Here is a 14829-nt window from a genome sequence, read left to right on the forward strand (position 1 = left end):
GGCAGACTCGCCCCATGTTGGAGACCTCGGCCCGTCTGCTGCGTCTGCTGTCCCTGCTCCAGGCCCACCGCGAGTGGTCCGGCGCCGACCTGGCCGGCCGGCTCGGCGTCAGCGCCCGCACCCTGCGCCGGGACGTCGACCGGCTGCGCGAACTCGGCTACCCGGTCAACGCCAGCCCCGGCACCGGCGGCGGCTACCAGCTGGGCGCCGGCGCCGAACTGCCGCCGCTGCTCCTGGACGACGACGAGGCCGTCGCCGTCGCGGTCGGACTGCGCACGGCCGCCGGGCAGGGCATCGACGGCATCGGGGAGACCTCGGTCCGGGCCCTCGCCAAGCTGGAACAGGTGCTGCCGAACCGGCTGCGCCGCCGCGTGGGAGCCCTGAACGCCTTCACCGTGCCGATGCTGCGCAGCACGCTGCCCTCCTCGGTCGACCCGGCCGTGCTCAGCGAACTCGCCCGTCTGTGCCGGGACGCCGAACGGCTGCGCTTCGAGTACCGCGGCCACGACGGCACCCCCTCCCGCCGCACCGTCGAACCGCACCGGCTGGTGTGCACCGAACGCCGCTGGTACCTGGTCGCCTGGGACCTCGACCGGGACGACTGGCGCACGTTCCGCATGGACCGTGTCACGCCCAAGCCGCCGCACGGCCCGCGCTTCACCCCCCGCACGCCCCCCGCCGAGGACCTCGCCGCCTACGTCTCCCAGGGCGTCTCCACTCGCGCGTACGCCACCCACGCCGTCGTGCGGCTCCTGGTGCCGCTGGAGGAGGCCGCCGAGCACATCTCGCCCTCGGCCGGGGTGCTGGAGGCCGAGGGGCCGGACAGCTGCCTGCTGCGCTGCGGCGCCGGCAGCCTCGACGTGATGGTCATCCACGTCGTCATGCTGGGCTTCGAGTTCGAGGTGCTGGAGCCGGTGGAGCTGATCGAGGCGATCAGGAGGACCCGGGACCGGCTTGATGGCGCTCTGGCTCGGGCTGCGCAGTCACCGCCGCGTACTGCGGATGGTGCAGGTCGAACGCCGGGGACTCGGAACGGATCCGGGGGAGCGTCGTGAAGTTGTGCCGCGGCGGCGGGCACGAGGTCGCCCACTCCAGGGAACGGCCGTAGCCCCAGGGGTCGTCGACCTCGACCTTCTCGCCGTACTTGGCGGTCTTCCACACGTTGTAGAGGAACGGCAGTGTCGAGATGCCGAGCAGGAACGCGCCGATCGTCGACACGGTGTTGAGCGCGGTGAACCCGTCCGCGGCGAGGTAGTCCGCGTACCGGCGGGGCATGCCCTCTGCGCCCAGCCAGTGCTGCACCAGGAACGTGGTGTGGAAGCCGACGAACAGCGCCCAGAACTGGATCTTGCCCAGCCGTTCGTCGAGCATCTTCCCGGTGAACTTCGGCCACCAGAAGTAGAAGCCGGCGAAGATCGCGAAGACGACCGTGCCGAAGACGACGTAGTGGAAGTGCGCGACCACGAAGTACGAGTCCGTCACGTGGAAGTCCAGCGGCGGCGACGCGAGGATCACCCCGGTCAGCCCGCCGAACAGAAAGGTCACCAGGAAGCCCGTCGCCCACAGCATCGGCGTCTCGAAGGACAGCGAGCCCTTGAGCATGGTGCCGGCCCAGTTGAAGAACTTGACCCCCGTCGGCACCGCGATCAGGAAGCTCATGAAGGAGAAGAAGGGCAGCAGCACCGCGCCGGTGGCGAACATGTGGTGCGCCCACACGATCATCGACAGGCCGGTGATCGCCATCGTCGCGCCGACCAGCGTCAGATAGCCGAACAGCGGCTTGCGGCTGAAGACCGGGATGATCTCCGTGATGATGCCGAAGAACGGCAGCGCGATGATGTACACCTCGGGATGGCCGAAGAACCAGAACAGGTGCTGCCACAGGATCGCCCCGCCGTTGGCCGCGTCGAAGACCTGCGCGCCGAACCGCCGGTCCGCCTCCAGCACCAGCAGCGCCGCCGCCAGCACCGGGAACGCCATCAGGATCAGGATCGATGTGAACAGGGTGTTCCACACGAAGATCGGCATCCGGAACATCGTCATGCCCGGGGCGCGCATCCCGATGATCGTGGTGATGAAGTTGACCGCGCCGAGGATCGTGCCGAAGCCCGACAGGGCGAGCCCCATGATCCACAGATCGGGTCCGAGACCCGGCGAACGCTCCGCGCTGTTGAGGGGGGCGTAGGCGAACCAGCCGAAGTCGGCGGGCCCGGAGGGCACGAGCAGCGAGCCGAGCACGATCAGCCCGCCGAACAGGAACAGCCAGTACGAGAACATGTTCAGCCGCGGGAAGGCGACGTCGGGCGCGCCGATCTGCAACGGCATCAGCTCGTTCGCGAAGCCCGCGAAGCTCGGCGTCGCGAACAGCAGCAGCATGATCGTGCCGTGCATCGTGAACGCCTGGTTGAACTGCTCGTTGTCGATGATCTGCAGGCCAGGCCGGGCGAGCTCGGCGCGCATCAGCAGCGCCATCACCCCGGCGATCAGGAAGAACACGAACGAGGTGACCAGGTAGAGATGGCCGATCTTCTTGTGGTCCGTGGTCGTCAGCCAGTCGACCACCACCCGGCCGTGCCGTGTGCGCGGCTCGGTCGGCGTCGCCGCATGTACGGTCTGCGTCCCCATCGCCAGCTCGCCCCTTCGCTCGTCGCGTACCGGGCCCGCCGTAGCCCGCGCCTCGGTACCCGCGAGCTCACGCCATGATGCTCGCGTCACCGCGCGCTCCGACAGGGGGCGTACCGGCCTCTCTGTGCCGGAGCCATGCATTTCCTGTACCGCGCCGACTTCACCGGGCCGGTCCGGCAGCGGAAAGCAACGGAGCCGGAAGGCACTTCTCCCGGAACTTTCCGCCGGGCTTTTCCATGAGCTCATGGGACACGCGGGAATTACGATCGAATGCCTGCGGAAGGCGTAGGGAACCGCTCGTCCGTGTGACGGACGGCTCCCGAAACTCCTGTCGTGATCTTGTGACAGAAGCGTGACGGGAGGCGGACAGTGACCGGCAGCGACCCGGCTCGCGCGATCGCCGGCCCGGACTTCCGCGGTCGCCGGGCAGGACATAGCGTGGCGGCATGGCACCGACTCCGACACCTTCCACGGAACCCGACGACAGCCCGGACACCTATGTCGGCCTGGAGGCCGACCGGGCCGAACGCCTCGCGCGTGAGCGCGGCTGGCCGACGGTGCGCGCGCTGCCGCCGGGGGCGATCATCACGATGGAGTACCGCGTGGGCCGGCTGAACTTCGAGGTCAAGGGCGGCCGGGTGGCGCGGGCCTGGAAGGGCTGAGATCCGGCGAAGGCCCCGGTTCCGCTCCGGAACCGGGGCCTTCGCCGTGCCGGGCGGGGGTGCGTACCGGCCGGTGGTCAGCCGCCCGTCACCGGCCGGGCCGACGAGGCGGAACCGCGCGGGTGGCGTTCCGGGTGCGGCGGGCGGCGGCTGCCGGCCGGGGTGACCGGCGAGCGCTCCGAGCGGACCGTGTGCGGACCCGGCGTCAGGTGCACCGGGGGCCGTGACGAGCAGGCCGCGACGTCGTCACGGTCGGGCAAGGGCGTGACCACGACGGGCGGCGCGGCGACCGGGACCGCCGAGGTACGGCGCCTGCGGGCCCGCAGACGGTCGCGCAGATCGAAGAGCGCGTCCTCGGCACGGGCGATCAGCGGCTCGAACCACGGCAGGCCGAGCAGGATCAGCAGACCCGCGGTCCAGCCGAGGAGCACGTCGCTCAGCCAGTGCGTACCGAGGTAGACGGTGGCCATCCCGACGCCGAGCGAGGTCACCGCGGACACGGCGGACAGCCACCGCTGCGCTCTGGCGCTGGAGGCCAGGTAGGCCAGGATTCCCCAGGTCACCACGGCGTTGGCGGTGTGACCGCTCGGAAATATATCGCCGCCGAGCCACATCTCGTTCGAGCCGATGATGGTCGCGTAGTGCGGCCCCAGGCGGCCCATGCCGTACTTGGCGGCGCCGACCGTGATGTTCAGCAGCAGCAGCGAGACGCCGAGCGCGAGCAGGGGCCGCAGGGTGTGCTGCCGCCAGGAGCGCCAGCCCAGCCAGGCCGCGACCATGACGGCGGTCGGGCCGCGCTGTCCGAGGACCACGTAGTAGTCGACGAACCAGTGGATCTCCGACCACTGCTGGTAGGGGCGGAAGAACATGACCTGCCAGTCGAGCCGGACCAGCCAGGACGTGATCACCACGGCCCACACGATGGCGCCGTAGAAGGCGAGGGTCGCCGCGAAGAGCACGATGCGGTGCCTGCTCATCTTCGGCACATCGATGTGGGCCGGTCGTTCCGGCTCACGGTCCAGCCGGGCGAAGACCCGGTCCAGACGGGTGAGCTTCGGTTCGGTACGCACCCAATCGACGTTACAGCGAGTGAGCTGAGATCCCGGGCGAATCAACGGCTTTGTGATGACGATGTGATGTGGGATTCCTCTCAGGAGGAGGTTTATTTCCAGTGAATCTGCATTCGTCGGACGCTGCGGCCTTCAATTCCTTTGATCATTTCGGACGGGGGTTTTATTGCGCTTTTGAATTCGTTCACCGGGACATGGTGCCGAATTCCCCTGGCGCTCACAGCGGGTCAGGGCGGACCGGAACCGTTCAGCCAGAACGCCCCGTACACCGCGGAGGCCACCGCCACGACCCCCAGCACCGCCGCTGACCTGCGGACACGCGCCCTGGACAGGGCCAGGGCGAGGGGCAGCAGCAAGGGGAAGGCGGGCAGCAGCAGCCGCGGTTTCGAGCCGAAGTAGCTCGACGCGCACAGGGCGAGCGCGGTCACGATCCCGGTGTAGACCAGCAACGGCAGCGGCTGGCGCTGACGTACTCCGGTCGCATACAGCCAGACGACTGACGCGACCCCGAGGATCAGTCCCGCGCCGGCCAGGGCCGCCGGGAACGACGTGAACTTCTCGGCGACGAACCGGGCGAAGGCGTACCCGCCGTCGAAGCCGTTGCGCCACCCGGCCTGGACGTCCAGATATCCCAGCGGACCCCTGCCCGTGCGGTGCCCGACCCAGAGCACGTAACCGGCGGTGCCGAGGGGGGCCAGGAGCATGGCGAGGACGCGCCGGGTCCGGGTGCCGCGGTCGGCCGGGGTGTCCGTGGCGTCCGGACCGGCCGTGCTGCCCTCCCGCACGAAGGCGGCCGCCGCCGTCACCCACACCGCCGCCACCACGGCCAGGCCCACCGGGCGGGTCAGTCCCGCGAGCAGGGCCAGCGTGCCCGCCGTCACCCACCGACCGGTCAACACCGCGTACAGCGACCAGGCCGCGAGCGCCGTGAACAAGGACTCGCTGTACGCCATCGACTGCACGATCCCGACCGGCAGTACGGCCCACAGCAGCACCGCGCACACGCCCGCCCGGCGGCCGTACACACGGTCCGCCACCGCGAAGATCCCCCACGCCGCCGCGAGCGAGGCCAGCAGGCTGACGAGGAAGCCGCCGTCCGCGTACGACAGCGGCGAGAGTGCCGCCACCAGCCGCTCCAGCCAGGGCAGCAGCGGGAAGAACGCCAGATTCGAGTGCACGTCCCCGTTCGGCAGCCGCACCTCGTAGCCGTAACCGAGCTCGGCGACCCTGACGTACCAGAGCGCGTCCCAGCGGGCGGTCAGCAGCGTGTACGCGCTCTTGTCCCGCGCCCCGCTCCACAGGAACAGGGCGAGCAGGCCCAGGGCGCGGACGGCCGCGTACCCGGCGAGCGCCGGGGCCGCCCGGCGCAGGGCCCCGGCGCGGGACGGGGCCGCGCGCGTCTCGAGATCGGTCACCCGCCCGATTATCGACCCGGGCCGGAACCACCCGGACGGCCGACGCGTCGACGACACGGGAGGAAGTGGCGCACGCCACATCCTTACGCCGGAGGTGTGAGAGGTCCGCCACTGGTCTGCGCCGGGGACTCGCGTACGCTGACGTGTCACTCGCTTTTCGTTTGCGCTGGCCGGAGACCGCCGCTCCTCTCCTGCCGAGTCGCGGGGGCGTCCCCCACCCCGTGAGCCCGCCGACCGCGAGGGAACATCTGGGAGGTACGTACATGTCCGGGACGACCACGGCCGCCGCTGCGCTGCGCCGTCGGGCGGCCGGGGCCGGAGCCAACCGCTGGGTGGTTCTCGTCGTCCTCTGCGTCAGCCTGCTGCTGGTCGCCGTCGACGCCACCGTTCTGCACGTGGCGGTCCCCGCCGTCACCGAGGACCTGAAGCCCGGCGGGATGGAGCTGCTCTGGATCGTCGACGTCTACCCGCTGGTCTGCGCCTCACTGCTGATCCTGTTCGGCACGCTGGGCGACCGCATCGGCCGCCGGAGAGTCCTGCTCCTCGGCTACGCGCTGTTCGGCGTCGCCTCCGGCCTCGCGGCCCTGGCCGACAGCGCCCAGATCCTGATCGTGGCGCGGGCGCTGCTCGGTGTGGGCGGCGCGATGATCATGCCCGCCACCCTGTCGATCCTGCGGCAGGTCTTCCCGGACCGGCGGGAGCGGGCGCTCGCGATCGGCATATGGAGTGCCGTGGCCGCGGTGGGCGCGGCGGTCGGTCCCCTGCTCGGCGGCTTCCTGCTGGAGCACTTCTGGTGGGGCTCGGTGTTCCTCGTCAACATCCCGCTGATGCTGGTCAGCCTCCCGGTGGGACGACTGCTGCTGCCCGAGTCGAAGGGGGATGGCAAGGGCCCTTGGGACGTGGTGGGCGCGCTGATGGCGGCGGCCGGACTGTTCGGTGTCGTGCTGGGCGTGAAGCGACTCGGCAGCGGGGGGTCTTTGGGCAGCCTGCTCACCGTGCTGCCGCTGGTGGTGGGGGCCGCGCTGCTGGTCGGCTTCGTACGGCGGCAGCGGCGGCGGAGGTATCCGCTGGTGGACCTCACGATGTTCGCGCGGCCGGCGTTCAGCACGTCCGTCGGGTGCATCGTGCTGGCGATGCTCGCGCTGGTGGGTCTGGAACTGATCGCCGCGCAGTATCTGCAACTGGTGCTCGGCCTGTCGCCGCTGGAGACCGGGCTGCGGCTGCTGCCGCTGACGTTCGCGGCGATGGCGGCCGGCCTGGCCGGGGCGCGGATGCTGCGGCGGTTCGGGCCGAGGCGGATGGTGTGCGCCGGGTTCTGCATCACGGCGTTCGCCGTGGTGCTGCTGACGGCGCTGGGGCGGACGGACGACTGGCCGCTGATGCTGAGCGGGTTCGTGCTGCTCGGCTTCGGGCTGGAGACGACGCTGTTCGGGGCGTACGAGTCGATGCTGAGCGAGGCGCCGCAGGAGCAGGCCGGTGGGGCGGCGGCGATCGGGGAGACGTCGTACCAGCTCGGAGCGGGGATCGGGATCGCGCTGCTCGGCACGGTGATGAACGCGGCGTACGCGCCCGGGCTGTCGGGCGTGCCCGGGGTTCCGGCGTCGGCGTCCGCGTCCGCGGGGCATTCGCTGGGGGAGGCGTACGAGGTCGCCGCGCAGCTGGGCGGGTCCGCCGGTACCGCTCTGCGGCATGCGGCCCGGGACGCGTTCGTGCACGGGCTGCATGTCACGTTGCTGGTGAGTGCGGGGTTGTTGCTGCTCGGGGCGGCGATGGCGTTGCGGCTGCCGCGGGTGATGCAGTGCGAGCCGGAGCAGGTGGAGCTCCCTGCTCCGAGGGACGCCGCGGAGTCACGCGTCTCGGTGTGAGGGCCCTTTCGGCGGCTCGCTGTGGGCGGGCTTCGGGTGCGGCGTTGACCTGCGGCCGGAGAACCGGCCGACTGTCGGAGCAGGCACTGTTCCCTGCGCCTTCCACTCTCAGTCGGCGGCTACGGGTGGTGCGTGGGTGGGCTGACGTCGTAGCGTCTTGATTAGCAGTGCTAGTTAAAGAGCTTCGGAGGGTGTCGATCATGTCCGGTTCGTCCAAGCTGCCTCCCTTCGATCCCGGCGATCCCCTCGGCCTGGACGACCTGCTGGAGCCCGAGGACCTCGGGATCAGGGACACCGTGCGGGCCTGGGCCGCGGACCGGGTGCTGCCGTATGTCGCCGAGTGGTACGAGAAGGGTGAGCTGCCGGGGATCCGGGAGCTGGCCAGGGAGCTCGGCGATATCGGTGCTCTCGGGATGTCCCTCGACGGGTACGGGTGTGCCGGTGCGTCCGCCGTGCAGTACGGGCTCGCCTGCCTGGAGCTGGAGGCCGCCGACTCCGGCATCCGTTCCCTCGTCTCCGTGCAGGGCTCCCTCGCCATGTACGCCATCCACCGCTTCGGCAGCGAGGAACAGAAGCAGCAGTGGCTGCCGCGCATGGCCGCCGGCGAGGTCATCGGCTGCTTCGGCCTCACCGAGCCCGACCACGGCTCCGACCCCGCCGCGATGCGGACGTACGCCAAACGCGACGGCTCCGACTGGATCCTCAACGGCCGCAAGATGTGGATCACCAACGGGTCGGTCGCGGGTGTCGCCGTCGTATGGGCGCAGACCGAGGAGGGGATCCGCGGGTTCGCGGTGCCCACCGACAGCGGCGGGTTCTCCGCTCCCGAGATCAAGCACAAGTGGTCCCTGAGGGCCTCGGTCACCAGCGAGCTCGTGCTCGACGACGTGCGGTTGCCCGCCGACGCCGTCCTCCCGGAGGTCACCGGCCTGCGCGGGCCCCTCAGCTGTCTGTCGCACGCCCGGTACGGAATCGTCTGGGGCGCCATGGGCGCGGCCCGTGCCAGTTTCGAGGCCGCGGTCGACTACGCGAAGTCGCGGGAGCAGTTCGGGCGGCCCATCGGCGGCTTCCAGCTCACCCAGGCCAAACTCGCCGACATGGCGGTCGAACTGCACAAGGGGATTCTGCTCGCCCATCATCTGGGGCGGCGTATGGATGCCGGCCGCCTGCGTCCCGAGCAGGTCAGTTTCGGCAAGCTCAACAACGTCCGGGAGGCGATCGAGATCTGCCGCACGGCCCGGACGATTCTCGGCGCCAACGGGATCTCGCTCGAATATCCCGTGATGCGGCACGCGACCAACCTCGAGTCGGTGCTCACCTATGAGGGCACCGTCGAGATGCACCAGCTCGTGCTGGGCAAGGCGCTCACCGGACTCGATGCCTTCCGGTAGGCCGGTCCGGTAACCCTGCGCGGGGGCAGGGCCGGTGAGCGGCCCTGCCTCAGCTCTGGTTGAAGAAGCCGTCCGCGCGGTGGCCGGCCGGATCGCCATTGACGATCTCCGTGTGAGCCGGAGTCAGCAGGAACACGCGGGTCGAGACTCTCTCGATCGAACCGCGCAGGCCGAAGATCAGCCCCGCCGCGAAGTCGACCACACGCTTGGCGTCGGAGGCCTCCATGGCCGTGAGGTTCATGATGACCGGCACACCCTCGCGGAACAGCTCGCCGATGGCGCGTGCGTCCCGGAAGCTGTCCGGGGTCACCGTGCCGATGCGGCGGCCCTTCTCCTCGGCGACGTCCGAGGCCACCTTGACGCGCGGATCGGTGACCCAGGCTTCCCCGGGCTCGTTCCCGTCGGAGTAGTCGTCGTCGTCGTAGTAACGCTCGTCTTCGTTGTCGTCGACGAGGCCAAGCCAGGCACTTGCCTTGCGTACCGATCCCATGGACGCCTCCTCTCACAGCGGTCTTTCTGCTTTCCGCATCCCTATGGTCGTCCATGATGCGGATGGCGCGCCAAGTGGATAGACGCCGCACGGGGGGTTTGTGACGGTACTGGTGCACAGCGATTCCGTCGAGAGTCCGTGTGTCCCAAGGGCCGTTTCCCAAACGGCTGCTGACTGTGAGTGAAATATGATTCTTCCCGGCGTACGGGTGATGGCCGGGGCGTACGGGTGAATGCGGGGGCCGGTACGATGCCGCAGCTCAGCGACATCACGAAGTTCGGGGGAGCGTTGTGTTCGGAATCGTCAGGCCTTGCAGACACCGGCTCGGAGACGAGCTCGCCGGCCAGTGGATGGCGCATTTGTGCGGGCTGTGCCTCGCTCTGCGCGGTGATCACGGGCAGTTCGCCCGGATAGTCACCAATTATGACGGGCTGCTTCTCTCGGTTCTGACGGAGGCTCAGACGGAGGGCGGGGGCGGGGCCGGCCGGCGTACGGCCGGGCCGTGCGCCCTGCGCGGCATGCGCACCGCCTCCGTCGCGGACGGCGAGGGAGCCCGGCTCGCGGCAGCCGTCTCCCTGGTGCTGGCCTCGGCGAAGGTCCGCGATCACGTCACCGACGGTGACGGGCTGCTGGCCCGCAGGCCGGTGGCCCGTGCCGCGCGCCGGGTCGCCAGGAGCTGGGACACGGCCGGTGCCCGCAGCGGCACCGCTGTGGGATTCGACACCTCTCTGCTGGTCGACGCGGTGGACCGGCAGGCCGGGATCGAGGTGCTGGCCGGGCCCGGGACGCCGATCCTGACGGTCACCGAGCCGACCGAGACCGCCACCGCCGCCGCCTTCGCGCACACGGCGGTCCTCGCCGGCCGGCCGTACAACGCCGGACCGCTCTCCGAGGCCGGGCGGCTCTTCGGACGCCTCGCCCACCTGCTGGACGCCGTGGAGGACCGCCACGCTGATGCCGCGTCAGGCGCCTGGAACCCGATCGCCGCGACCGGCACCTCCCTGGCGGAGGCCAGGCGGCTCGCCGACGACGCGGTGCACGGCGTGCGGCTCGCGCTGCGCGACGCCGAGTTCACCGACGCGCGGCTCATGCATCTGCTGCTGGTGCACGAACTGCGGCGCTCGGTGGACCGGGCGTTCGGCACGGTGCCGGTGTGCGCCTCCCACCAGGGCGGCGGCCCCAACGGACCGCAGGGGCTCCACGGGCAGCAGCCGCCGGGGCCCTACGGCTCCCCGCAGCACCCGTCCGCGGGCGGCGGCGGAAACCCGTACGCCGGTGGCGGCGGGGCGTACGGCGGGGACGGATTCGGCGGTGGTTTCGGCGGTGGTTTCGGCGGTGGTTTCGGCGGTGGCGCTCCGCTGCCGCAGCCGCCCCGCCGGCGTGGATTCTGGGCCGGCTGCGGGATGTTCTGGCTGCTGTGCTGCACCTGCAAGCTGTGCTGCGCCAAGGAGTACGAGGGGCCGTGGTCCCGTAAGAAGCGCGAGGGTGTCTGCCGGGACTGCGACTGCGACGGGTGCGACTGCTGCTGCCCCTGCGACGGCTGACCCGCCCCTGTGGCAGGGTCGTCCCCATGACGACCGCAGCCGGGGACTGGCAGCGGTGGCACGAGCAGCGCGTCGCGACGGTGTCGGCGCCCTAGGGCCGCTCGCGCTCACCGGCACCCTCCCCCAGTGCCTGAACAGCCTGGGGCACCCCAGGTTGGAGGACTATCCGGACGGTCTACTTCCGGACATCCCCGGGTCCTGGCGGGCCGACGGTGACGCGGTCGTGCTGACCGCCGCCGAGTCGGACGGTCTCACCGTGGACGGGCGGCCCTTCGGCGGTGAGGCGCGGCTCGCGGCCGACCCGGGCCCGGCGAGCGCGGCCAGGGTGGCGTACGGCGAGCGGCGCCAGGTCGTGCTGGTGCGCGAGGGGGCGTGGGGCGTGCGAGACTTCGACCCGGAATCCTCCACGCGCCGGGCGTTCGGTGGTCTGCGCGTCACGCCGTACGACCCGCGCTGGGCGGCGCCGGGGCGCTTCACGCCGTACGACACCGGCCGTACCGTCCGGGTGCCGAACGCCGATGGACGGGAGCGCGGGCTCGGGCTCGGCGGAAACTGGCCTTCGCGCTGGAAGGGCGGGAATCGACCCTCCAGGTGACGCTCCGGGACGACGGCTCGCTGTGGGCCGTGTTCGCCGACGCCACCAGGGGGAACGGCAGTTACCGCTTCCGGTTCCTGTATCCGGCCGCGCCGGACGCCGAGGGGCGTACCACCGTCGACTTCAACCGGGCGCTGCTGCCGCCGTGCGCGTTCGCCGAGCACTTCGTCTGCCCCTTCCCGCCGCCGGGGAACACGCTGGACATCGAGGTCGCGGCGGGGGAGCGCACGCTGGAGTGAGGTGCGGCCGGGGGTGAAAGGCGGCCGCGGAGCGACTTCGTAAAGATCCATCAAAGGCGCGCGTCCGAAAGGCACTCTTGCGCCGACCGGCCGTTCGGCCGAATACTCCCCCTCAGCGCTTGTCAGGGGCACGGCGTGTTCGGAATCCGGACGGCCGGTCCCAGGCTGCGCCTCACGGGCCCGAAACCCCACGAGGGCCCCCTACTTCCTTTGTGGAGGAACGAAAAGTGAGGATCAAGCGCACCACCCCTCGCAGTGGCATTTCGAGACGGACCCGGCTGATCGCCGTTTCCACCGGCCTCGTTGCCGCCGCAGCGATCGCGATCCCCAGCGCGAACGCCTCCGATGCCCCCACCACCTTCAGCGCCGCGGAGCTCAAGAGCGCCGGCGCCTCGCTGCTGAAGGCCGACATCCCGGGCACCGCCTGGGCCGTCGACAGCAAGACCGACCGTGTGCTCGTGACCGTGGACAGCACGGTCACGCAGGCCGAGATAGCGAAGATCAAGCAGCAGGCCGGCGGCAACGCCGACGCGCTCACGATCAAGCGCACCCCGGGCAAGTTCAGCAAGCTCATCCAGGGCGGCGACGCCATCTATGCGAGTAGCTGGCGCTGCTCCCTCGGCTTCAACGTCCGTGCCAGCAACGGCACCGAGTACTTCCTGACCGCCGGTCACTGCACCGACGGCGCGGGCACCTGGTACTCCAACTCCGGCCGCACCACGGTCATCGGTTCGACCGCCGGCTCCAGCTTCCCGGGCAACGACTACGGCCTCGTGCGCTACAGCGGGTCCGTCAGCCGTCCCGGCACCGCGAACGGCGTGGACATCACGCGCGCGGCCACCCCGAGCGTGGGCACCACCGTCATCCGCGACGGCTCCACGACCGGTACGCACAGCGGCCGTGTCACCGCCCTCAACGCCACCGTCAACTACGGCGGCGGTGACATCGTCTCCGGCCTGATCCAGACCACCGTCTGCGCCGAGCCCGGTGACTCCGGAGGTTCGCTCTACGGCAGCAACGGCACGGCCTACGGCCTGACCTCGGGCGGCAGCGGCAACTGCTCCTCCGGTGGTACGACGTTCTTCCAGCCCGTCACGGAGGCCCTGAGCGCCTACGGCGTCAGCGTCTACTAGGCCCCGGCGGCAGTCGACGGCACGTCTTCGCAGTACTTCTCACGGCCCCCGCGCGCATCGCGTGCGGGGGCTTCGTGCTGCGTCAGGGCCCCTTCGGGTGCTTTCGGCCCCCTTGAGTCGGCTTCGGCACTCTTCGGGTTCCTTCGGGCTGCTTTCCGAACGGGTCGTCGGAGAGGCGGAATTCAGCCATGCGTAGACGTCACAGAGTGGGCACAGATTACTCACGCGTAATGTTTGCACTGTGAACGTGCGGGAGTTGGGTCCGATTTGATCGTGGACGGTCAAAATGGGGAGGCGCGCGAAGCGCTGTCTACGCGCGTCTCGAACTCACTCTTGTGTGCTCCCCGTCGTCCTCGGAATAGTGGGCGCTCGTCAACGAAGCCTTCCGGCTCGTGAGGTCCCCACAACCTCTCGTGCCGACCCCCCACAGGAGGACGTAAGTTGAAGCACCGACGCATACCCAAGCGGCGTGCAGCCGTGGCAGGTGCGGGCATCGCCGCGCTGGTCGCCGCGGGAGTGACGTTCCAGACCGCGAACGCCAGTGAGACCCCTGAGGCGTCCGCACCCCGGACCCTGTCGGTCACCGCGGCCGGAAAGCTCGCCTCTTCGCTGGCCGAGGACCTGGGCGGCGACGCGGCCGGGACGTACTACGACACCAAGAGCAAGAGCCTCGTGGTGAACGTGCTCGACGAGAGCGCCGCGCAGGCCGTGGAGAAGGCCGGCGCCAAGGCGAGAGTCGTGGCGAACTCCCTCGCCGAACTCAAGAGCGCCCGCAGCACGCTGAAGCAGGACGCGACGATCCCGGGTACCGCCTGGGTGACCGACCCGACGACGAACAAGGTCGTCGTGACCGCCGACCGCACGGTCTCCAAGGCCGAGTGGGCGACGCTGACGAAGGTCGTGGACGGGCTCGGGGCGAAGGCCGAACTCAAGCGGTCCAAGGGGGAGTACAAGCCCTTCGTCGCCGGTGGCGACGCGATCACCGGTGGCAGCGGGCGCTGCTCGCTGGGCTTCAACGTGGTCAAGGGCGGTGAGCCGTTCTTCCTGACCGCGGGTCACTGCACCGAGGGCATCTCCACGTGGTCGGACTCCAGCGGCAAGGAGATCGGCACCAACGCGGACTCCAGCTTCCCGGACAACGACTACGGGCTGGTCAAGTACACAGCCGAGGTCGACCACCCGAGTGAGGTGAACCTGTACAACGGGTCCGCCCAGAAGATCTCGGGTGCCGCGGACGCGACCGTCGGCATGGCGGTCACCCGGAGCGGGTCGACCACGCAGGTGCACGACGGCAAGGTCACGGGGCTCGACGCCACCGTGAACTACGGCAACGGCGACATCGTGAACGGGCTGATCCAGACCGACGTGTGCGCGGAGCCGGGTGACAGTGGCGGGTCGCTGTTCTCCGGGGACAAGGCGGTCGGGCTCACGTCCGGCGGTAGCGGTGACTGCACATCGGGCGGGGAGACGTTCTTCCAGCCGGTGACCGAGGCGCTGTCGGCGACCGGGACGCAGATCGGCTGACATGTGAGTGTGTGAGGTCCCGCCCCTTGTGTGAGGGGCGGGGCTTTTGCGTTTCGTCGTGTGCGGGTTTCGTTTCGGCGTCGCGTGCCGCTGGGTGGTGGGTCGGGGCCGCGCCGGGGGGTGTCCGTCCTCGGAACGTCGCGATGGGCTTGCACGCCGACTGACTGTCCGTCGACGCGACAACCGCTGCGGGCGGACACCCCCCGACACGGCCCCTTCTCGCCGTACGCGGCCGCGGGCCGGCTGTGGTGGCGCAGTCCGTCTCGGCCCCTTGCG

At 70.4% G+C, this 14829-nt stretch carries 10 protein-coding genes and 2 pseudogenes; 8 read left to right on the top strand and 4 right to left on the bottom strand.

The genetic code is table 11. The annotated features are described in order from the left end of the window. Nucleotides 1-14: 14 nt before the first annotated feature. Nucleotides 15-1055 carry a helix-turn-helix transcriptional regulator gene (locus tag ABTX60_RS38055; RefSeq protein ID WP_352101503.1) on the top strand — a complete coding sequence of 347 codons (1041 nt, stop codon included), beginning with the start codon at nucleotides 15-17 and terminating at the stop codon, nucleotides 1053-1055. Here the strand turns inward: ABTX60_RS38055 and ctaD are convergent. Continuing rightward, nucleotides 949-2625 (bottom strand): annotated as a pseudogene (gene ctaD, locus ABTX60_RS38060) (aa3-type cytochrome oxidase subunit I); the annotation flags it as partial. The gene ABTX60_RS38055 and the pseudogene ctaD overlap by 107 nt on opposite strands. 446 nt (nucleotides 2626-3071) lie before the next feature. Here ctaD and ABTX60_RS38065 point away from each other — a divergent pair. Further along, a complete protein-coding gene (locus tag ABTX60_RS38065) occupies nucleotides 3072-3287 on the top strand; it encodes an I78 family peptidase inhibitor (protein WP_352101504.1) in 216 nt (71 codons plus the stop codon). Between the two features lie 77 nt (nucleotides 3288-3364). On the opposite strand, the gene ABTX60_RS38070 is transcribed toward ABTX60_RS38065, so the two are convergent. Then, nucleotides 3365-4357 (bottom strand): phosphatase PAP2 family protein, encoded by a 993-nt coding sequence (locus ABTX60_RS38070; protein ID WP_352101505.1) that lies wholly within the window; start codon nucleotides 4355-4357, stop codon nucleotides 3365-3367. A gap of 227 nt (nucleotides 4358-4584) precedes the next feature. Continuing rightward, nucleotides 4585-5772 (bottom strand): mannosyltransferase family protein, encoded by a 1188-nt coding sequence (locus ABTX60_RS38075; RefSeq protein ID WP_352101506.1) that lies wholly within the window; start codon nucleotides 5770-5772, stop codon nucleotides 4585-4587. A 263-nt stretch (nucleotides 5773-6035) separates the two neighbouring features. Between ABTX60_RS38075 and ABTX60_RS38080 the strand changes: the two genes are divergently transcribed. Both ABTX60_RS38080 and ABTX60_RS38085 read left to right on the top strand, forming a co-directional pair. Further along, nucleotides 6036-7637 carry an MFS transporter gene (locus tag ABTX60_RS38080; RefSeq protein WP_352101507.1) on the top strand — a complete coding sequence of 534 codons (1602 nt, stop codon included), beginning with the start codon at nucleotides 6036-6038 and terminating at the stop codon, nucleotides 7635-7637. 200 nt (nucleotides 7638-7837) lie between these two features. Continuing rightward, nucleotides 7838-9028 (top strand): acyl-CoA dehydrogenase family protein, encoded by a 1191-nt coding sequence (locus tag ABTX60_RS38085; RefSeq protein WP_352101508.1) that lies wholly within the window; start codon nucleotides 7838-7840, stop codon nucleotides 9026-9028. A 49-nt stretch (nucleotides 9029-9077) separates the two neighbouring features. Here the strand turns inward: ABTX60_RS38085 and ABTX60_RS38090 are convergent, their stop codons facing one another. Beyond that, nucleotides 9078-9518 (bottom strand): cell division protein SepF, encoded by a 441-nt coding sequence (locus tag ABTX60_RS38090; RefSeq protein WP_352101509.1) that lies wholly within the window; start codon nucleotides 9516-9518, stop codon nucleotides 9078-9080. A gap of 290 nt (nucleotides 9519-9808) precedes the next feature. Here ABTX60_RS38090 and ABTX60_RS38095 point away from each other — a divergent pair, with 290 nt between their 5' ends. From ABTX60_RS38095 to ABTX60_RS38110, 4 genes and pseudogenes are all read left to right on the top strand, one after another. Beyond that, a complete protein-coding gene (locus ABTX60_RS38095; protein ID WP_352101510.1) occupies nucleotides 9809-11062 on the top strand; it encodes a DUF5685 family protein in 1254 nt (417 codons plus the stop codon). Nucleotides 11063-11088: 26 nt separating this feature from the next. Next, nucleotides 11089-11896, top strand: a pseudogene (locus ABTX60_RS38100) (DUF1684 domain-containing protein). 227 nt (nucleotides 11897-12123) lie between these two features. After that, on the top strand, nucleotides 12124-13029 hold the full coding sequence (locus tag ABTX60_RS38105; RefSeq protein WP_352101511.1) for a S1 family peptidase: 906 nt from the start codon (nucleotides 12124-12126) through the stop codon (nucleotides 13027-13029). A 441-nt stretch (nucleotides 13030-13470) separates the two neighbouring features. Beyond that, entirely contained in the window at nucleotides 13471-14553 is a 1083-nt protein-coding gene (locus ABTX60_RS38110; protein WP_352101512.1) for a S1 family peptidase, read from the top strand. Nucleotides 14554-14829: the final 276 nt, after the last annotated feature.

This window comes from Streptomyces sp. NPDC126510, assembly GCF_040302345.1.
Classification (GTDB): domain Bacteria; phylum Actinomycetota; class Actinomycetes; order Streptomycetales; family Streptomycetaceae; genus Streptomyces.